This window comes from Pseudomonas sp. S2_E02, from assembly GCF_054668355.1.
Genome location: NZ_CP162761.1, coordinates 4,181,404 through 4,201,704, shown reverse-complemented (window position 1 = coordinate 4,201,704; position 20,301 = coordinate 4,181,404). Strand labels below are relative to the sequence as shown.

Genomic DNA, 20,301 nt, shown 5'->3' with positions numbered 1-20,301 from the left:
AGAGAGAGCCCGTCATGTCCCAGTTGCCGTCCCTGAGCCAGTTACGCGACCCCGACGCTTTTTTGCGCCGTCACCTCGGCCCCGATGCTGCCGAACAACAGGCGATGCTCGACAGCCTCGGCCTCGGCAGCCGGGTCGAACTGATCGAACAGACTGTACCGCCGGCCATCCGCCTTAACCGCGCACTGGATCTGCCGCCGGCCCTCGACGAACAAGCGGCGCTGGCCAGACTGCGCGGTTACGCCGAGCAGAATCAGGTCTGGACCAGCCTCATCGGCATGGGCTATCACGGCACCCTCACGCCCACGGTCATCTTGCGCAACGTCCTGGAAAATCCCGGCTGGTACACCGCGTACACGCCGTATCAACCGGAAATCGCCCAGGGCCGGCTCGAAGCGTTGCTGAATTTCCAGCAACTGACCATCGACCTCACCGGTCTGGAACTGGCCAACGCGTCTTTGCTCGATGAGGCCACGGCGGCGGCGGAAGCCATGGCGTTGGCCAAACGCGTAGCCAAATCGAAGAGCAATCTGTTCTTCATTGATGAGAACTGTCATCCACAAACCATTTCGGTGGTGCAGACCCGCGCCGAAGGTTTCGGCTTCGAATTGATCGTCGATGCTGTGGATAATCTCAAACAGCACCAAGTGTTCGGTGCGCTGCTGCAATATCCCGACACCCATGGCGAGGTGCGTGACCTGCGCCCGCTGATCGACCATTTGCATGCGCAGCAAGCGCTGGCCTGCGTCGCCACGGACCTGCTGAGTTTGCTGTTGCTGACGCCGCCGGGTGAGTTGGGCGCCGATGTAGTGTTCGGTTCCTCCCAGCGATTCGGTGTGCCGATGGGTTATGGCGGCCCGCACGCGGCGTTCTTTGCCAGTCGCGAGGAATACAAACGGGCGATTCCCGGGCGGATCATCGGCGTGTCGAAGGACGCTCGGGGTAACGTCGCATTGCGCATGGCGCTGCAAACCCGCGAACAACATATCCGCCGCGAGAAGGCCAACTCGAACATCTGCACGGCTCAGGTGTTGCTGGCCAACATCGCCAGTTTCTACGCGGTTTATCACGGGCCGGAAGGCCTGAAACACATCGCCCAGCGCGTGCATCGGCTGACCTGCATTCTGGCCGCAGGGCTTGAGCGCAAAGGAATCAGTCGGGTCAATGCGCAGTTCTTCGACACACTGACGCTGGACGTCGGCGGTGCGCAAACGGCGATCATCGAAAGCGCTCAAGCCGCACAGATCAATCTGCGGATTCTCGGGCGCGGTCGGGTCGGGCTGAGTCTCGATGAGACCTGCGATGAAAGTACCGTGGCCAAGCTGTTCGATGTCCTGCTTGGCGCCGATCATGGGTTGAACGTCGATGAACTTGACGCTGAAGCCCTGAGTTCGGGCATCCCCGACAACCTACAGCGCAACACACCGTACTTGCGCCACCCGGTGTTCAACGCCCATCACAGCGAAACCGAGATGCTGCGCTATCTCAAACAACTGGAAAACAAGGATCTGGCGCTCAATCAGTCGATGATCCCGCTGGGCTCCTGCACCATGAAACTCAACGCCACCAGCGAAATGATTCCGATCACCTGGCCGCAATTCGCCAACCTGCATCCGTTCGTGCCGCGTGAGCAGGCGGTCGGTTATACGCTGATGATCGAGGAGTTGGAGCGCTGGCTGTGCGCAATCACCGGGTTCGATGCGATCTGCATGCAGCCCAACTCCGGCGCTCAGGGCGAGTACGCCGGGTTACTAGCGATCCGCAAATACCACGAAAGCCGTCAGCAGGGGGCGCGGGAGATCTGCCTGATTCCGTCCTCGGCCCATGGCACCAACCCGGCCTCGGCGCAAATGGCCGGGATGCGCGTAGTGATCGTCGAGTGCGACGAGGCGGGCAACGTCGATCTGGAGGATCTGCAAGCGAAAGCCGCCGAGGCTGGGGATAAGTTGTCGTGCCTGATGGCGACCTATCCGTCGACCCACGGTGTGTACGAGGAGGGCATCAGCGAGATCTGCGAGGTTATCCACAAGTACGGCGGTCAGGTCTACATGGACGGCGCCAACCTCAATGCGCAGGTCGGGCTGGCGCGGCCGGCGGACATCGGCGCCGACGTGTCGCACATGAATTTGCACAAGACCTTCTGCATCCCTCACGGCGGCGGTGGGCCGGGCATGGGGCCGATCGGCATTCGCGCGCATCTGGCACCGTTTGTCGCCAATCACCCGGTGGTGCCAATTGAAGGGCCGCTGGCGCAGAACGGCGCGGTCAGCGCGGCGCCCTGGGGCAGCGCGAGCATTCTGCCGATCAGCTGGATGTACATCGCCATGATGGGCCCGCAATTGGCGGATGCCAGCGAGGTGGCGATTCTGGCGGCGAACTATCTGGCGCAGCATTTATCCGGCGCATTCCCGGTGTTATACACCGGGCGCAACGGGCGGGTCGCTCACGAATGCATTCTCGACCTGCGGCCCTTGAAGGCGCTGACCGGTATCAGCGAAGAAGACGTCGCCAAGCGCCTGATGGATTACGGCTTCCATGCGCCGACCATGTCCTTCCCGGTGCCGGGCACGTTGATGGTCGAGCCGACCGAGAGTGAATCCAAGGCTGAACTGGATCGTTTTATCGGTGCGATGCTGAGCATTCGTGCAGAAATCACCGAAGTGCAAAACGGCAACTGGCCGGCCGAGGACAACCCGTTGAAACGAGCGCCGCATACCCTGGCGGATGTCACCGGGGTTTGGGAGCGGCCCTACAGCATCGAGCAGGGCATTACCCCGGATGCGCACACCAAAGCGCACAAGTATTGGCCGGCGGTGAATCGGGTGGATAACGTTTACGGCGATCGCAACCTGTTCTGTGCCTGCGTCCCGGTGGATGATTACCGCTGACATTCAGACTGTATGCGGTCCTTGTGGGAGCGAGCTTGCTCGCGAAGACGGCGTGTCAGTCGCCGCATATTTCGGATGTGAAATTGCCTTCGCGAGCAAGCTCGCTCCCACAGGGTTTAGTGTTGGGCTCAGAAGACAGGCAAAAAAATGCCGCTCGATTGAGCGGCATTTTTGTTGGCGGATGGCTTACTCGGAAGCCACGGCGTTCTTCGCCAGGATCGCATTCGCCAATTCCATATCGGTCGCCTGCAGGCCCGGATTGTCGGCGCGGACTTTCTGCATCGCCGCTTCCAGATACGGTCCGCGAATGCCGCCATCACTGGCAACGAAGCTGCCGGCATCGTCCTGTGCGGCGATGATCAGCTTGTGATCCTTGAAGGTCAGGTAGGTCGAACCGGTAGTGGCACCGGACGAGATGACGTTACGCCAAAAGCTGTCCGCCATGGCCGAACCAACGGGAAGGGACAGCAAGGCCAGAGAGGCGACAGCAAGTTTGAGACGCATGATGAGATGACTCCAGGGGGTTAACTAGGGCCTTGGATCGCCATTCCCTGATCCGGTTCCGTGGCGGCTTATTTCTGCTCGCTCTGCGGCGTCACCCGCAGCACTTCTTCCACCGTCGTCAGCCCTGCTGCGACTTTCTGTGCCCCGGACAGACGCAAACTGCGCATGCCTTCCTTGAACGCCTGCCGACGAATCGCCGTGAGGTCGGCGTCCGGGGTGATGAACGCCTTGAGGCTGTCGCTCAGTTGCATGATTTCGTAGACCCCGGCGCGGCCGCGATAGCCGGTATCGCGGCATTCCACGCAACCGATGGCGCGTTGTGCGTTGCCCGGTAGCGGCGCTTGCCACGGGCGGGTCAGGGTTTGCCAGTCTTCCTCCTCCAACGTCAGCGGTGCTTTGCAATGCGGGCACAAGGTGCGCACCAGGCGCTGGGCCATGACACCTAGCACGGTGGCCTTGATCAGGTAATGCGGCACGCCGAGTTCGAGCAAACGGCTGATCGCGCTGGGGGCGTCGTTGGTGTGCAGCGTCGACAAGACCAGGTGCCCGGTGAGCGCCGCCTGAATCGCCATTTCAGCGGTTTCCAGGTCACGGATCTCGCCGATCATGATGATGTCCGGGTCTTGCCGCATCAGCGCGCGCACCCCGGCGGCGAAACTCAGGTCGATGTTGTGCTGCACCTGCATCTGGTTGAACGCCGGCTCGACCATCTCGATCGGGTCTTCGATGGTGCAGAGGTTGACCTCCGGCGTCGCCAGTTTTTTCAGCGTGGTATACAGCGTGGTGGTCTTGCCCGAGCCGGTCGGCCCGGTGACCAGAATGATGCCGTTGGGCTGGCGGGTCATGTCTTGCCAGCGGCGCAAATCGTCGGCACTGAAACCCAACTGGTCGAAATCCTTGAGCAGCACTTCCGGGTCGAAAATCCGCATGACCATTTTTTCGCCGAACGCGGTGGGCAGCGTCGAAAGGCGCAGCTCCACTTCACCGCCGTCCGGGGTCTTGGTCTTGACCCGGCCGTCTTGGGGTTTGCGCTTCTCGGCGACGTTCATCCGCCCGAGGCTTTTCAGGCGACTGACAATTGCCATGGTCACCTGCGGCGGGAATTGATAGACGTTGTGCAGCACGCCGTCGATGCGAAAGCGCACCGTGCCTTGTTCACGCCGAGGCTCGATGTGGATATCGCTGGCGCGCTGCTGGAAGGCGTACTGGAACAGCCAGTCGACGATGTTGACGATGTGCGCATCGTTGGCATCCGGCTCCTGATCGCTGGCGCCGAGGTTGAGCAGTTGTTCGAAGTTGCCAAGGTTACCGCTCTGCTGATCGGCATTGCTGGCACCGCTGACCGATTTGGCCAAGCGGAAGAACTCGACGCTGAAGCGCTGGATATCCGCCGGGTTGGCCACCACCCGTTTGATCGGCAGTTTCAATACGTGGGTGAGATCGGCCTCCCAGCCGGTGACATAAGGCTGGGCGCTGGCCACTGTCACCGAATCGCGGTCGACCGCCACGGCGAGAATCTTGTGCCGTTGCGCAAAGGCATAGGACATCAACGGCGTGATCGCGGCGACGTTGATCTTCAACGGGTCAATACGCAAGTACGGTTGGCCGGCCTGTTGCGCCAGCCACAGGGTCAGGCTTTCCAGGTCGAGGTGTTTGCCCGGACGGCTGAGGTCGTCCAGTTGCTGGCTGGCGATGAATTCCAGTGGATGCATCTGGCCATGGACGGCGTGGCGACGACGGGCATTCAGCGCCTGCTCGGCCGCGTCCTGGCCGATAAAGCCTTGGGCGACCAGTTCACGCAGCACCTCGTTGAGTTCCAGCCAGCGGTCCTGAGTGGCAAGTTGAACGGACATGCGGGCTTCCTTTTGAGCGACAGTGCGCAAAAGGATAGTCGCGGCCCCGCAGACCGTTGGGCCACTACCCGATGAAGCCGTTGCCGGATTTGTCAGCCAGCGGCTTGCGCGGGGGCATCCCAAGCACTGTCGGCGTTTTGCAGATTGACCGAGCAGACGCTGATCAGGTTACGAAGTTTTTCCGCGATCACTTGCGCGCGATGCCAACTGAGACCGCCCATGACCAGGTCGATCGACAGCAGATCATCCATGCGCTGCACATTGACCTGCTCGGGCGTGAGGAACTGCAGTGCGAACAGGTTGAGCACCCGCACCAGCAGATCCGGCTCGGCCTCGGCGAGGATCTGATACTGCGCCAGGCAATGGGCGTTGCTGACGTTCCAGACGTCGGCGCGGGTAGGCGAGGTGGTTACGGCTTCGAGGTGTGGCATGGCGAGTCTCCAAAATCTCTGGAGGAATTTTTACATTCGACGCCGGGTATTTCTTGGCTATGATCGTCGTTATTGACGATTGATCGAAATGATCAATTCGCAAAATGTTCGATTAGAGGTTTTTCTATGCACAATGAGCTGGACAGCTACGACCGCAAGATTCTCGCCCTCCTGCAAGAGGACGCCTCGCTGTCGAGCGCGCAGATCGCCGAGCAGGTCGGCCTGTCGCAATCGCCGTGCTGGCGGCGGATTCAGCGGATGAAGGAGGAGGGCATCATTCGTGGCCAGGTGACCTTGCTTGATCGCAAGAAGATTGGCCTGAATACGCAGATCTTTGCCGAGATCAAACTCAACGCCCACGGGCGTTCGAACTTCACCGAGTTCACCGAAGCGATTCGCGGCTTTCCGGAAGTGCTGGAGTGCTATGTGCTGATGGGGGCGGTGGATTTTTTACTGCGGATTGTTGCGGCGGACATCGAGGCGTATGAGCGATTCTTTTTCGAGAAGCTGTCGCTGGTGCCGGGGATTCAGGAAGTGAATTCGATTGTGGCGTTGTCGGAGATCAAGTCCACCACAAGCTTGCCGGTTTGAAGTAAGGCGGCTGGCCTCTTCGCGAGCAGGCTCGCTCCCACAGGGAATTGCATTCCAAAGTGGGAGCGAGCCTGCTCGCGAAAGCGGTGTTACATACGCAGGAGCATTTTCCACGCGCGATTCTGGTAAACCGCAATCGCCTGTTGCTTGCGCGCGTCGAGCAGTTCGTCAGTGATTGTCGGCTCGTTGGCCAGTTGCGCCAATTTGTTCAGCTCGCCGTACAGACGATCCATTTCCGGGATTTCCAGCACGTTGCGCGCGTGGTGCAGCCAGACCTGAATGCGCTCGATACGCGGCAGTTGTTCAGCCAGATCTTCCGGCTGCTGCTGATAGCGCTGTAATTGCAGGGCCGTAGCTTCTTCGCCCAACAGGCGCGGCAACCAGCTATGCAACTGCGCACCGCCCTGACGATTGCCGCGAACGTTGCGGTCGGCGGTCCAGGTACGGGCCAGCAACCAGCGTGACGTGCTCAGCGAGAACAGACCCCAGCGCGGATCTTCCAGTTCTTCGAGGAACTGCTCCGGCGCAGCCTTGCGTACGTCTTCATCTTCGATGCCGGCCTGTACCAGCGGACGCCAGTCTTCCAGCAATGCATCAAGCGCGACGCGCAAATCGTGAGTCGACTGACGCGGCGCGGCCTGGCCGAGGCTGCTGAGCAGGGCGCGCATTTCCGCGAGGTTCTCGACCCAGTCGAGCAACAGGCGCCAGTGGCCGTTGAAACGGTACTGTTCGGCCAGACGCTGGCTGCTGCCGAGCAAATGCCAGCTCAGCGCGGCGAAGGCGTCGTCGAGTTGGGTTTCCGGGGTCAGCTCCGGCGCCGGCAGGCTCAGCGAATAGCTGTTGGCGTCGTACAGACGATAGCCGCGCTCAGCCTTGCTGATGTCACACGGCATCAACGCCAGGGTTTCAGCCAGTTCGGCGGCCAGTTCCAGCAGCGCGGCAGGCTCGCCTTCGCGCAGCTCCAGTTCCAGCTCGCAGATTTCTTCTTTCTGCTTGCCTACCACAACGTGACCGAGATCCAGCGCGGCTTCGATGACCACTTTGCTCTTGCCACGGCCCCAGGCGATTTCGGCGCGCTCGCGGACGAAGTCGGTGGTGAAGATCGGCTTGAGGGTTTTCTTGTCCAGCTCGGCCAGCGACTCGGGCCAGCATTCGCCGTCGAGTTTCTTCACGTCGAGCTTGGCTTTCGGCAACTTCCAGTCGTATTCATTGCGTTCGGACAGACCAGCAACGCTTTGGCCACGGGTCTTGAGGGTTTGAATGACTTCGTCACCGTCCTTGCGCAGGCGCAGGGCGACTTTGGCCTGGGCCAGATCGCGCTCAGGGGTGTCGAAGTACTGGTTCATCAACTCACGGCGTTCCCAGCCACTTTTGTTGCGTTTTTTCAGTAACGGGTGCTCGCGCAGCGCAGCGAGGGTTTCGCGGCTGACGCGGAGTTTGATTTCGGTTTCTTTCTGCATGGCCGGAAAATCCAGGATCGGGAGCGCAGCCGGGGAATATGTGGCTGCCAAGGCCGTGCAGTGTACAGGACTGATTCGTCCTACGCCCTGCGGCGGTTTATTCCTGACGCCGGATGGTTCTATGATGGACTTCAAATCGGGAGTTGGAGTCAGCGATGCCTTTGCCGTCCATGCAAGACCAGTTCGCTGCGCTGATCGCCGCGCCATCGGTCAGCTGTACCCAACCGAACCTCGACCAATCCAACCGCGCGGTGATCGATTTGCTCGCCGGCTGGCTGGGCGACCTGGGTTTCAATTGCGATATCCAGCAGGTCAGCCCCGGCAAATTCAACCTGCTCGCCAGTTTCGGCAGCGGCCCCGGCGGGCTGGTGCTGGCCGGGCACAGCGACACGGTGCCGTACGACGATGCGTTGTGGCAGACCGACCCGCTGAAACTTACCGAAGTTGATGGCCGCTGGGTTGGCTTGGGCAGTTGCGACATGAAAGGGTTCTTCGCGCTGATAATCGAAGCCGTGCAGCCGCTGCTCGATCAGCCGTTCAAGCAGCCGCTGCTGATCCTCGCCACCTGCGATGAAGAAAGCTCGATGTCCGGCGCCCGCGCACTGGCCGAGGCCGGGCGTCCGCTGGGTCGTGCGGCGGTGATCGGCGAGCCGACCGGGCTCAAACCGATCCGCATGCACAAAGGCATCATGATGGAGCGCATCGACATTCTCGGGCAGAGTGGCCATTCGTCGGATCCGCGCCTGGGCCACAGCGCCCTCGAAGCGATGCACGATGCGATCGGCGAACTGCGCGGCCTGCGCCTGCTGTGGCAGCGCGAATTCAATAATCCGCAGTTCAGCGTGCCGCAACCGACGATGAACTTCGGCTGCATCCATGGCGGCGATAATCCCAACCGTATCTGCGGCCAGTGTTCGCTGGAATTCGACCTGCGGCCATTGCCGGGTATGGACCCGAAAGTCCTGCGCGCGGAGATTCTGCGCAAGCTCAACCCGGTCGCCGAACGCCACCAGGTGAAGATCGACTACAGACCTTTGTTTCCGGAAGTGCCGTCGTTCGAGCAGGCCGAAGACGCTGAACTGGTGCGCATTGCTGAAAAGCTCACCGGCCACAGCGCCGAAGCAGTAGCGTTTGGCACCGAAGCGCCTTATCTTCAGCGCCTTGGTTGCGAAACCATCGTGCTCGGCCCCGGTGACATTGCCTGTGCGCATCAGCCCGGCGAGTACCTTGAAATGTCACGTTTGCAGCCTACCGTGCATCTATTACGGCAACTGATTGAACATTACTGCCTGACCCCGGACAAAGTTCTATGAATTGAACACTGTCCATGTGGGAGCGAGCTTGCTCGCGAAGGCGTCGGGTCAGTCGACATTGATGTATCTGATACACCGCTTTCGCGAGCAGGCTCACTCCTACAAGGGATCTATGTTTTGCCCGATCAAACGCTGTAAATTGCCAGCAACCCAACCCGTATTCATGAGGAGAGCGCGCGTGTCGCCAAGCCTGTTCCGACGATAACCATCAGCCCGCTGTGCGTTTTCCGTTTCGCCCCTTTTTCGGCTGCTATTTATTACAGGCCCAGGTTCATGCCCGAATACGTCAATTGGCTTCGTCACGCGTCTCCTTACATCAATGCCCACCGCGACTGCACCTTCGTCGTCATGCTGCCTGGCGACGGCGTGGAGCATCCTAATTTCGGCAACATCGTCCACGACATCGTCCTGCTGCACAGCCTCGGCGTGCGCCTGGTGCTGGTGCACGGTTCGCGCCCGCAGATTGAAACCCGCCTTGCCGCCCGTGGCCTGACCCCGCATTACCACCACGGCATGCGCATCACCGACGCCGCAACCCTGGAATGTGTGATCGACGCGGTCGGCCAATTGCGCATCGCCATCGAAGCACGGCTGTCGATGGACATGGCTTCGTCGCCGATGCAGGGCTCGCGTCTGCGCGTGGCCAGCGGCAACCTCGTTACCGCGCGGCCGATCGGTGTGCTGGAAGGCGTCGACTATCACCACACCGGCGAAGTGCGCCGGGTCGACCGCAAGGGCATCAATCGCCTGCTCGACGAGCGTTCGATCGTGTTGCTGTCGCCGTTGGGCTACTCGCCGACCGGTGAAATCTTCAACCTCGCCTGCGAAGACGTCGCCACCCGCGCCGCTATCGACCTGGGCGCGGACAAGCTGCTGCTGTTCGGGGCTGATCTCGGTTTGATCGACGAGAACGGCAAACTGGTGCGTGAGTTGCGTCCACAGCAAGTGCCGGCGCATTTACAGCGTCTGGGCAGCAGCAATTATCAGGCGGAACTGCTTGATGCCGCTGCCGAGGCTTGCCGTGGCGGCGTGGCGCGCAGCCATATCGTCAGTTACGCCGAAGACGGCGCGCTGCTGACCGAGCTGTTCACCCGTGACGGTGGCGGTACGCTGGTTGCGCAAGAGCAATTCGAACTGGTGCGTGAGGCCGCGATTGAAGACGTCGGCGGTTTGCTCGACTTGATCAGTCCGCTGGAAGAGCAGGGGATTCTGGTGCGTCGTTCGCGCGAAGTGCTGGAGCGTGAGATCGAGCAGTTCAGCGTGGTCGAGCGTGAAGGCATGATCATCGCCTGCGCGGCGCTGTATCAGATTGCCGATTCCGATGCCGGTGAGCTGGCGTGCCTAGCGGTGAACCCGGAGTACCGCCATGGCGGTCGCGGTGATGAACTGCTGGAGCGCATCGAAACCCGCGCGCGGGCGCAGGGGTTGAAGACCTTGTTCGTCCTCACCACGCGCACCGCGCACTGGTTCCGTGAGCGTGGGTTCGAGCCGAGCAGCGTTGAACGCCTGCCAGCGGCGCGGGCTTCGCTGTACAACTTTCAGCGTAATTCGAAGATCTTCGAAAAGACCCTTTGATTCATCAGGGTGTGGCGAGTGGGGGCCGGCTGCGAGGTCCTCACATTGCTGCACCTGTTGTGCATTCCAAGCTGAACCTCTCCTACTGATTCCCCTCCGCTGAAATCCCCGGCTGAAATGACTTGGTTCATTCCGGCAAGGACGACGGCTGCGCCGTGCGTGAAAAATTTCTGCCGACACATAAACTGTAACAATTGATCCGGATAGTGCGCTGGGTTAGCTGCTGGGGTGATGAAACTGTTACAGGATTGCTTCAGGGCAAACTCGCTAAACAGGGCAGCTTAATACTCTTCAGGAATTAATCGGCGCGTTGTTGTGGGGAGCACCAGGGCGTGCAAACACGGGCGTTAAATTCCTAAAGGGTATTAGAAAAGAAGGCATCCATTCTTTTCAGATTCATGACGAACTCATGAATCTGCATGGACCAAAAAACCGCTGATTAGACTATGGTCGTAGACACACAAAGTTACGATTGACTTGTGGGTCACGCTCTGGCGCTAATCGCTAACCTTTGGAACCCGGGCATCGATCCGGGCCAGGTCAACAAGAATTAGAAACGAGAGGAGCTTAACAATGAATAAGTCCACCTTGGCCGTGGCTGTGGCCTTTGGGGTATTGGCGCAGCAGGCAGGTGCCGCGGGTTTCATCGAAGACAGCAAGGCTTCTATCAGTTCCCGCACCATGTATTTCAACAACGACAACCGTGATGGCGGCGCAGATCAGCGAGAAGCCGCGCAGGGCTTCAAGTTTGATTACCTGTCCGGTTTCACTCAAGGCACGGTCGGTTTTGGTCTTGATGTGCAGGCGCTCAGCGGCATTCACCTGGATGGTGGCCGTGGGCACCACCCAGACAATAACTCGTTCAGCCCAAGTGACTCCGACGGTTCAGCAACGCAGTCCTGGAGCCGCGTAGCGGGCAACGTGAAGGCACGTCTGTCCAAGACCGAAGCTCACCTGGGTGGCGCTCTGCAACCTAGCTTGCCGATTCTGGTTGCGAACGATAGCCGTCTGCTGCCTCAAACCTTCGAGGGTGGCACGATCACCTCCAAGGAAATCGACAACGTTACCTTCAATGCTGGTCAGCTCGAGCACGCTGTGGGTCGCGCCTCGACAAACAGCACCGGCCTAGCTGTGGCCGGTGGTACGCAGGACAGCAACCAGTTCCGCTATGCCGGTGCTGACTGGAAGGTCACCAAAGACCTGACCCTGCAGTACTACCATTCGAACCTGCAGGATTATTACAAGCAGAACTTCTTTGGTCTGATACACGTGCTTCCGATCGGCACCAACCAGTCGTTCAAGACGGACATCCGCTATTTCGACAGCAGCTCCGATGGCAAGAACGGGGACGCAGGCTACCGCTTCAATAACAACGGTGGTTATGCCAAGAACCCGGGCGAGGTCGATAACAAGACCTGGAGCGCCATGTTCACTTACACCTTGGGTGGCAACGCCTTCTTGCTTGGCCATCAACGTGTCAACGATGACGGTGGCTTCGTCTACCTGAACCAAGGCAACGTGGTCGATGGCAACGGTCGCCCTGAAGGTGCCGGTGGCGCCAGTTTCTATCTGTTCACCGACTCCATGATCAACGGTTTCGTTCGTGCCGGTGAAAACACCACCTTCGGTCAGTACTCCTATGACTTCGCAGGCCTGGGTGTACCTGGCCTCAAAGCCTCGATCGCTTACCTGCATGGCGACAACATCAAGGCAACGAATGGCACCGGCAGCGATATGTCCGAGTGGGAACGGGACATGCGTATCGACTACACCATTCAACAGGGTGCTCTCAAAGGTTTTGGTGTGACACTGCGCAATGGTGTTTATCGCGGCAGCGAAATCAATATTGCCGATCAGGACCAGACCCGCCTGATCTTCAACTACACCTACAGCTTCCTGTAACAAGTCCTGAAAAAAACCTTGCCCCTCGGCAAGGTTTTTTTTGCGCATTTTTCTATATTCCAAAATATAAGTCTAATGGCGATTTTTATTCTTTTTATGTTCTTCGGCGAAGGCCTAAAGTAGACCCGTGCGGCGTTCAAAATACGCTGCGGTGTTTTGGCATTTTTGTCCCTCGACAATCTGCAGGGTTCAGGAATCGGTGTTGAAGCCGATACCTCCAGTCTGCGCTGCCTATATATATGCCTCGACGCTCTGAAAAAGAGTGAAACAATTCTTTTAAGGACTATGCCGGGGTATCCTTTCGCGGCTTTGACCGGGGGAGATGGTCCGTCGCGATCAAGCGTTGAGGATTTCGGGCAATAGATCCGGAACCGACAGTAAAAAAAGCAAAAAAATTAGAAACGAGAGGAGCGATACATGAACAAGTCCACCTTGGCCCTGGCTGTGGCCGTAGGGGTTATGGCGCAGCAGGCAGGCGCCGCCGGTTTCATCGAAGACAGCAAAGCTACTTTGGGGCTGCGTAACTTCTACATCAACACTGATAACCGTGATGGCGATACCAAAGCTGCCAAGGCTCAGAACAAGCAAGAAGAATGGGGCCAAGGCTTCGATCTGCGTTTCATCTCCGGTTACACCCAAGGCACCGTAGGCTTCGGTATCGACGCCATCGGCCTGGTGGGCGTGCGTCTGGATTCGGGTGGCGGCACCAACGGTGCCACGTCGACTTCCTATGGCGGCACTGTATTCCCGAGCAAGTCCAACGGTGAAGCGGTCGACAACTACTCCAGCCTGGGTCTGACTGCCAAAGCCAAGATCTCCCAGACCGAACTGAAGCTCGGCAGTCTGCAGCCGAAACTGCCGGTTATCGTGACCAACGACGGTCGTCTTCTGCCGCAAACCTTCCAGGGTGGCCAGATCACTTCCAATGAGATCAAGGATCTGACGCTGGTTGCTGGTCAAATCGAGCACGCCAAGGGCCGTAACTCCAGCAACAACGAAGAGTTGTCGATTGCTGGCTCCAACGCTCACACCGCTGCCGGTCGTGACAGCAACAAGTTCATCTACGGTGGTGGTGACTACAAAATCACCAAAGACCTGACTGCCCAGTACTACTACGGCAACTTGCAGGATTACTACAAGCAGCACTTCCTCGGTCTGGTGCACAACTGGGCAATCGGCCCGGGTGTGTTGAAGTCTGACTTCCGTTACTTCAACAGCCGTGACGATGGCGCCAACGGTAACGACCCTGCCTATTACACCACCGGTGACTACGGCACCGGCATCACCAAAGGTAAAGTCGACAACAACCTGTACAGCGGCTTGTTCCTGTACACCGTTGAAGGTCACACCTTCGGTGGCGGTTATCAGGTCAGCAACGGCAACAGCGACTTCCCTTGGCTGAACCAGGGTGACGGCTCGTCGGCTTACATCACTACCGACATGCAGATTGCCAAATTCGCCCGCGCTGGCGAGCGTACCTGGCAAGCTCGCTACTCGTACGACTTCGCCAAAGTTGGCGTACCTGGCCTGACCGCCGGTGTGGTTTACCTGCGTGGCGATAACATCGACACCACTGGTAAAGTCGGCAGCACTGTTCCTCAAACCAGCGTCAATGCCACCGGCCGTTCCGAGTGGGAACGCGACCTGACCATCGGTTATGTCGTACCGGAAGGCCCGCTGAAAAACGTTGGCGTGATGTGGAAAAACGCCATGTGGCGCAACGACATCCCAGGTCAGCGTGACCAGGATGAAAACCGCCTGATCGTCAGCTACTCGATCCCGCTGCTGTAATAGCGCGCCTCGATTCGCTGATGTAAAAAAGCCCCGTCCGGCATTGCGCCGGACGGGGCTTTTGCGTTTTCGAGTCAGGCTCACCCCCGTAAGCCATCCCCGAAACTTCCCTCTTTAAAGCAACTCAAGGCCTTCTCGAACCTTGCGACCGATGGTCGTCGGGATGCCTGCCAGCGTCCAGTGAACAGATATTTAATATTCAATAATGATCTAGATATCTAGTTATTTATTCTTTTTAACGATGGCAAATCCCGGGCTACAGTTGAGGTCTCGAACAACTCATCAGGAGCAGCACCATGAGCCTCAGACTCGGCGACATCGCCCCCGATTTCGAACAGGATTCCAGCGCCGGCAAGATTCGTTTTCACGAATGGCTGGGCGATAGCTGGGGCGTGCTGTTCTCCCACCCGGCGGACTTCACTCCGGTGTGCACCACTGAGCTGGGCTTCACCGCCAAGCTCAAGGATGAGTTCAGCAAACGCGGCGTCAAAGCCATCGCGCTGTCGGTCGACCCGGTGGATTCGCACCACAAGTGGATCGAAGACATCAACGAAACCCAGAACACTGTGGTCAACTTTCCGATCCTGGCGGACGCCGATCGCAAGGTCTCGGATCTGTATGACCTGATCCACCCGAACGCCAACGACACGCTGACCGTGCGCTCGCTGTTCGTGATCGATCCGAACAAGAAGATTCGTTTGACCATCACCTACCCGGCGAGCACCGGGCGCAACTTCCACGAGATTCTTCGGGTGATCGATTCGCTGCAGCTCACCGACAACTACAAGGTGGCTACGCCGGCCAACTGGCAGGACGGTGAGGAGGTGGTGATCGTGCCGTCGCTTAAGGATGAGGAAGAGATCAAGCAGCGCTTTCCGAAGGGCTATCGCGCGGTGAAGCCGTACCTGCGCCTGACGCCACAGCCGAATAAGTGATATCACCGGGCAGATCGTTCCCACGTCGAACCGTCCGCGTGGGAATGCCGCCCGTGACGCTCCGCGTCACAGTGGACGCGGAGCGTCCATGGATTCATTCCCACGCAGAGCGTGGGAATGATCAGTGGTTGCTACTAAGCAGGGGATTTCAGGCCGTTTCGACGGCCTTTTTTTTCGCCCGAAACAAAGCTCATCGTATATCTCCAAAACGCATAACCAAATGAATAAATATGATTTATGGATATATAAATCAGCTGGTAAGGTCATTCCCATCGAAGCGAGATCGCAACCCGCGAATCGCCTGAAACGCTTAAGGAATTGTCTCAATGCTGGTCGTCTCACTCGGTGGCAGTCCCAGCCTGCGCTCCCGTTCCGGGGTGCTGCTGGAACGCTCGCAACGTTGGTTGCAGGCGCAAGGGGTGGAAGTGGTGAGTTATCAGGTGCGGGACTTCCCGGCCGAAGATTTGCTTCACGCCCGCTTCGACAGCCCGAAGGTGCTCGACCTGCTGCAACAGATCGAAAACGCCGACGGCCTGTTGATCGCCACGCCGGTGTACAAGGCTTCGTTTTCCGGCGCGTTGAAGACGTTGCTGGATCTGCTCCCGGAGCGTGCCCTGAACCACAAGATTGTTTTGCCAATGGCCACCGGCGGCAGCATCGCCCACATGCTGGTGGTCGATTACGCGCTCAAGCCTGTGTTGTCCGCGCTGAAAGCCCAGGAAATGCTCCAGGGGATTTTCGCCGAGGACAGCCAGATCGCTTACGGCGAAGGCAGTGCCGCAGCACAACTGGCACCGGCGCTGGAGCAGCGACTGCATGAAGCGCTGGATCAGTTTGTCGGCGCCATGGCGCGCCGACCGAAACCGCTGGAACCGGGCCTGTTGAACGAACGTTTGTTGAGTGCTCGCTGGAGCATTTAAAAGCCACACCCGAATTTGCTCCACTCACCTTACTCAGCCGCTAACGGCCAAGCAGGTGCAGCCAAAACCCAACAGCAAAAAGGAGAGCGCTATGCGCACTGTATTTTTGCGTCGTGGTCTGGTCGCTCTGTTTGCTGCGGCTGTCACCTTCGGCGCCATCACTCAAGCTCAAGCCGAGACCCTTCGGATCGGTTATCAGAAATACGGCACGCTGGTGCTGCTCAAAGCCAAGGGCACTTTGGAAAAACGTCTGGCCGCCCAAGGCGTCGACGTGCAATGGACTGAATTCCCCGGCGGCCCGCAACTGCTGGAAGGCCTGAACGTCGGCTCGATCGACTTCGGTGTCACCGGCGAAACTCCACCGGTGTTCGCTCAGGCGGCCGGCGCCGATCTGCTTTACGTTGCCTACGAACCGCCAGCGCCGAACAGCGAAGCGATCCTTGTGCCGAAAGACTCGCCGATCAAATCGGTGGCCGATCTCAAGGGCAAGAAGGTCGCACTGAACAAAGGCTCCAACGTCCACTACCTGCTGGTGCGTGCACTGGAAGACGCCGGCCTCAAATACACCGATATTCAAACCGTATTCCTGCCGCCAGCCGATGCCCGCGCCGCGTTCGAACGTGGCAGCGTCGACGCCTGGGTCATCTGGGATCCGTACCAGGCTGCCGCCGAGAAACAGCTGCAAGCGCACACCCTGCGCGACGGCAAAGGCATCGTCGACAACCACCAGTTCTACCTCGCGACCAAGCCTTACGCCGAGAAAAATCCTCAGGTGATCAAAACCCTCGTTGAGGAAGTGCGCGCGGTCGGCGAATGGTCAAAAGCCAACCCTGAAGACGTCACCCAACAAGTTGCGCCACTGCTCGGTCTGCCGGCGGACATCACCCTGACCTCGGTGAAACGCCAGGGCTACGGCGCGCTGTTCCTGACCCCGGAAGTGGTCGCCGCGCAGCAGAAAATCGCTGACACGTTCTTCCAGCTCAAGCTGATTCCCAAGCCGCTGAGCATCAAGGATGTGATCTGGACACCACCGGCCGCTGTGGCTAAAGCGCAGTAATTCGAATTCCTAAGGAGACCACTCCATGAGCCTCAATATCTTCTGGTTCCTGCCTACCCACGGCGACGGCCATTACCTTGGCACCGCCGAAGGCGCTCGCGCCGTCGACCACGGTTATCTGCAACAGGTCGCGCAAGCGGCGGATCGTCTGGGATTCGGCGGTGTGCTGATTCCTACCGGCCGTTCTTGCGAAGACTCATGGCTGGTGGCAGCGTCGCTGATCCCGGTGACCCAGCGCCTGAAATTCCTCGTGGCTCTGCGCCCCGGGATCATTTCCCCGACGGTCGCGGCGCGACAGGCTGCGACCCTTGATCGCCTGTCCGGCGGCCGTGCGCTGTTCAATCTGGTCACCGGCGGTGACCCGGAAGAATTGGCCGGCGACGGTCTGTTCCTCAGCCACGAAGAACGCTATCAGGCTTCGGTGGAATTCACCCGCATCTGGCGTCGTGTGCTGGAAGGCGAAACCGTCGATTACGACGGTCAGCACATCAGCGTGAAAGGCGCGAAGTTGCTCTATCCGCCGATCCAGCAACCGCGTCCGCCGCTGTACTTCGGTGGTTCTTCGGAAGCGGCGCAGGATCTGGCTGCAGAACAAGTGGAAATGGTTTTGACCTGGGGCGAGCCGCCCGCAGCGGTTGCGGAGAAGATCGAACAGGTGCGCGCCAAAGCCGCCAAGCTCGGCCGCACCGTGCGCTTCGGCATTCGTCTGCATGTGATCGTCCGTGAAACCAACGCTGAAGCGTGGCAAGCGGCGGATCGGCTGATCTCGCACCTGGACGACGACACCATCGCTCGTGCTCAGGCTTCGCTGGCGCGGTTCGATTCGGTCGGCCAGCAACGCATGGCCGCCCTGCACGGCGGCAGTCGCGACAACCTCGAAGTCAGCCCGAATCTGTGGGCCGGCGTCGGTCTGGTGCGTGGTGGTGCCGGTACGGCGCTGGTCGGCGATGGCCCGACCGTGGCCGCGCGCGTGAAGGAATACGCCGATCTGGGCATCGACACCTTTATCTTCTCCGGTTATCCACACCTCGAAGAGTCGTACCGCGTCGCTGAACTGCTGTTCCCGCACCTCGACATCGAGCGCCCGGAACTGCCGAAAAGCGCCGGTTATGTCAGCCCGTTCGGCGAGATGGTCGCCAACGACATTCTTCCCAAAGCCGCGTCGCAGAGCTGAGGCGCGCCATGAAGAAAATCATCCACAGCCTCGCGCCCTGGGCGTTGCCGGTGTTGTTGCTAGCGGTGTGGCAGTTGTCGGTGTCGGCGGGTTGGTTGTCGACACGGATTCTGCCGGCACCGGTGGCGGTGATCGAGGCCGGCGTGAGCCTGGTGCGCAGCGGCGAGATCTGGACGCACCTGGCCATCAGTGGCTGGCGTGCAGCCCTCGGTTTCACCATCGGCGGCAGCATCGGTCTGGTCCTGGGCTTTATCACCGGTCTGTCGAAGTGGGGCGAACGCCTGCTCGACAGTTCGGTGCAGATGATCCGCAACGTGCCGCATCTGGCGCTGATTCCGCTGGTGATCCTGTGGTTCGGCATCGACGAGTCGGCGAAGATTTTTCTGGTGGCGCTGGGCACGTTGTTCCCGATTTACCTGAATACCTATCACGGCATCCGCAACGTCGATCCGGCGCTGGTGGAGATGGCGCGCAGCTATGGCCTGAGCGGTTTCAGCCTGTTCTGGCAGGTGATTCTGCCGGGTGCGCTGCCTTCGATTCTGGTCGGCGTGCGCTTCGCGCTGGGCTTTATGTGGCTGACGCTGATCGTCGCCGAAACCATTTCCGCCAGCTCGGGCATCGGCTATCTGGCGATGAATGCTCGCGAGTTCTTGCAGACCGACGTGGTGGTGCTGGCGATCCTGCTTTACGCGGTGCTCGGCAAACTCGCTGACCTTGCGGCACGTGGACTTGAACGTGTGTGGTTGCGCTGGCACCCGGCCTATCAGGTTGCCAAAGGAGGTGCAGCATGACCGCTCAACAACCTCCACGCCTGCTGCGCGGGATTCCGCTGGCAGTGCGCAACCTGCAGAAAACCTTCGGCGCGCGGCAGGTGCTGCGTGACATTGATCTGCACATTCCGGCGGGGCAGTTTGTCGCCGTGGTCGGGCGCAGTGGCTGTGGCAAAAGTACCTTGCTGCGTTTGCTCGCTGGGCTCGATCAACCGACTGGCGGCGATTTGCTCGCCGGTTCTGCGCCGCTCAGCGATGCGCGGGAAGACACCCGATTGATGTTCCAGGAAGCACGTCTGCTGCCGTGGAAAAAGATCATCGACAACGTTGGCCTTGGGCTCAAGGGCAACTGGCGTCAGCAAGCACTGGATGCGCTGGAAGCAGTCGGTCTGGCGGATCGTGCCAATGAGTGGCCGGCGGCGTTATCTGGCGGACAGAAGCAGCGGGTTGCACTGGCGCGGGCGCTGATCCATCAACCGCGTCTGCTGCTGCTCGACGAACCGCTCGGCGCACTGGACGCACTGACCCGCATTGAAATGCAGCAACTGATCGAACGTCTTTGGCAACAACACGGCTTCACCATGCTGCTGGTGACTCACGACGTCAGCGAAGCGGTGGCGATTGCCGACCGGGTGATTCTGATCGAGGACGGCGAAGTCGGCCTCGATCTGCATGTCGAACTGCCGCGGCCGCGAGTGCGTGGTTCGCACCGACTGGCGGCGCTGGAAACCGAAGTGCTTAACCGTGTTCTCTCCCTGCCCGGCGAACCGCCGGCGCCGGAACCTGTTTCACCACTGCCTACGCAACTGCGTTGGGCTCAATAACTCAAGCAAACGACAGGAATCATTGCCATGACTATCAAAGCCATCAACGTCCGTAACCAGTTCAAAGGCTCGATCAAGGAAATCGTCCTCGGCGACGTGCTGTCGGAAATCGACGTGCAGACCGCTTCGGGCATCGTCACTTCGGTGATCACCACCCGCTCGGTCAAGGAGTTGGAACTGGTGGTCGGCAGCGAAGTGATCGCCTTTGTGAAATCCACCGAGGTGTCGATCGCCAAGCTGTAAGTCGGTGAGTAAAAAACAACCCCGGAGAGCGTGAGCCCTTCGGGGTTTTTTGTGCCTGATCTGAAAACTG

Annotated in this window: 17 protein-coding genes; 13 read left to right on the top strand and 4 right to left on the bottom strand. The window is 59.5% G+C overall.

Features of this window, described 5'->3' with window-relative positions:
- Positions 1–14: 14 nt before the first annotated feature.
- On the top strand, positions 15–2,888 hold the full coding sequence (gene gcvP / locus AB4O01_RS18915) for an aminomethyl-transferring glycine dehydrogenase (RefSeq protein ID WP_460089207.1): 2,874 nt from the start codon (positions 15–17) through the stop codon (positions 2,886–2,888).
- Positions 2,889–3,074: 186 nt separating this feature from the next.
- Here gcvP and AB4O01_RS18910 read toward each other — a convergent pair whose 3' ends face one another.
- From AB4O01_RS18910 to AB4O01_RS18900, 3 genes are all read right to left on the bottom strand, one after another.
- Positions 3,075–3,392: a DUF2388 domain-containing protein gene (locus tag AB4O01_RS18910; RefSeq protein ID WP_460089205.1), complete on the bottom strand. Its 318-nt coding sequence runs from the start codon at positions 3,390–3,392 to the stop codon at positions 3,075–3,077.
- A 68-nt stretch (positions 3,393–3,460) separates the two neighbouring features.
- On the bottom strand, positions 3,461–5,245 hold the full coding sequence (locus AB4O01_RS18905; RefSeq protein WP_093429764.1) for a GspE/PulE family protein: 1,785 nt from the start codon (positions 5,243–5,245) through the stop codon (positions 3,461–3,463).
- Between the two features lie 92 nt (positions 5,246–5,337).
- The gene (locus AB4O01_RS18900; RefSeq protein ID WP_093429765.1) at positions 5,338–5,676 is read right to left on the bottom strand and encodes a hypothetical protein; all 339 of its coding nucleotides are present in this window, start codon (positions 5,674–5,676) and stop codon (positions 5,338–5,340) included.
- 126 nt (positions 5,677–5,802) lie between these two features.
- Between AB4O01_RS18900 and AB4O01_RS18895 the strand changes: the two genes are divergently transcribed.
- Positions 5,803–6,267: an Lrp/AsnC family transcriptional regulator gene (locus AB4O01_RS18895; RefSeq protein ID WP_257356574.1), complete on the top strand. Its 465-nt coding sequence runs from the start codon at positions 5,803–5,805 to the stop codon at positions 6,265–6,267.
- An 89-nt stretch (positions 6,268–6,356) separates the two neighbouring features.
- On the opposite strand, the gene AB4O01_RS18890 is transcribed toward AB4O01_RS18895, so the two are convergent.
- The gene (locus tag AB4O01_RS18890) at positions 6,357–7,727 is read right to left on the bottom strand and encodes a CYTH domain-containing protein (protein ID WP_007913820.1); all 1,371 of its coding nucleotides are present in this window, start codon (positions 7,725–7,727) and stop codon (positions 6,357–6,359) included.
- Positions 7,728–7,882: 155 nt separating this feature from the next.
- On the opposite strand from AB4O01_RS18890, the gene argE reads away from it, so the two are divergent.
- The 11 genes from argE to AB4O01_RS18835 all read left to right on the top strand — a co-directional run bounded on the left by argE (position 7,883) and on the right by AB4O01_RS18835 (position 20,231).
- Positions 7,883–9,040 (top strand): acetylornithine deacetylase, encoded by a 1,158-nt coding sequence (gene argE / locus AB4O01_RS18885; protein WP_320336176.1) that lies wholly within the window; start codon positions 7,883–7,885, stop codon positions 9,038–9,040.
- A gap of 273 nt (positions 9,041–9,313) precedes the next feature.
- Positions 9,314–10,615 (top strand): amino-acid N-acetyltransferase, encoded by a 1,302-nt coding sequence (gene argA, locus AB4O01_RS18880; protein ID WP_064116338.1) that lies wholly within the window; start codon positions 9,314–9,316, stop codon positions 10,613–10,615.
- A 573-nt stretch (positions 10,616–11,188) separates the two neighbouring features.
- Positions 11,189–12,517: an OprD family porin gene (locus AB4O01_RS18875; RefSeq protein WP_093429767.1), complete on the top strand. Its 1,329-nt coding sequence runs from the start codon at positions 11,189–11,191 to the stop codon at positions 12,515–12,517.
- Between the two features lie 417 nt (positions 12,518–12,934).
- The gene (locus AB4O01_RS18870; protein ID WP_460089202.1) at positions 12,935–14,308 is read left to right on the top strand and encodes an OprD family porin; all 1,374 of its coding nucleotides are present in this window, start codon (positions 12,935–12,937) and stop codon (positions 14,306–14,308) included.
- A gap of 296 nt (positions 14,309–14,604) precedes the next feature.
- Entirely contained in the window at positions 14,605–15,243 is a 639-nt protein-coding gene (locus AB4O01_RS18865) for a peroxiredoxin (RefSeq protein WP_007913831.1), read from the top strand.
- A 326-nt stretch (positions 15,244–15,569) separates the two neighbouring features.
- A complete protein-coding gene (gene ssuE, locus AB4O01_RS18860; RefSeq protein WP_007913832.1) occupies positions 15,570–16,163 on the top strand; it encodes an NADPH-dependent FMN reductase in 594 nt (197 codons plus the stop codon).
- Positions 16,164–16,254: 91 nt separating this feature from the next.
- Positions 16,255–17,220 carry a sulfonate ABC transporter substrate-binding protein gene (locus AB4O01_RS18855; protein ID WP_034151972.1) on the top strand — a complete coding sequence of 322 codons (966 nt, stop codon included), beginning with the start codon at positions 16,255–16,257 and terminating at the stop codon, positions 17,218–17,220.
- Positions 17,221–17,245: 25 nt separating this feature from the next.
- Positions 17,246–18,394 carry an FMNH2-dependent alkanesulfonate monooxygenase gene (gene ssuD, locus AB4O01_RS18850; protein WP_007939251.1) on the top strand — a complete coding sequence of 383 codons (1,149 nt, stop codon included), beginning with the start codon at positions 17,246–17,248 and terminating at the stop codon, positions 18,392–18,394.
- Positions 18,395–18,402: 8 nt separating this feature from the next.
- Positions 18,403–19,185: an aliphatic sulfonate ABC transporter permease SsuC gene (ssuC, locus tag AB4O01_RS18845; RefSeq protein ID WP_003229260.1), complete on the top strand. Its 783-nt coding sequence runs from the start codon at positions 18,403–18,405 to the stop codon at positions 19,183–19,185.
- On the top strand, positions 19,182–19,988 hold the full coding sequence (gene ssuB / locus AB4O01_RS18840) for an aliphatic sulfonates ABC transporter ATP-binding protein (RefSeq protein ID WP_460089199.1): 807 nt from the start codon (positions 19,182–19,184) through the stop codon (positions 19,986–19,988). Before ssuC ends, ssuB begins: the two co-directional genes overlap by 4 nt.
- Positions 19,989–20,015: 27 nt before the next feature.
- Complete coding sequence (locus AB4O01_RS18835; RefSeq protein WP_003229256.1) at positions 20,016–20,231, top strand: TOBE domain-containing protein; 216 nt, start codon at positions 20,016–20,018, stop codon at positions 20,229–20,231.
- The last annotated feature ends 70 nt before the right edge of the window (positions 20,232–20,301 follow it).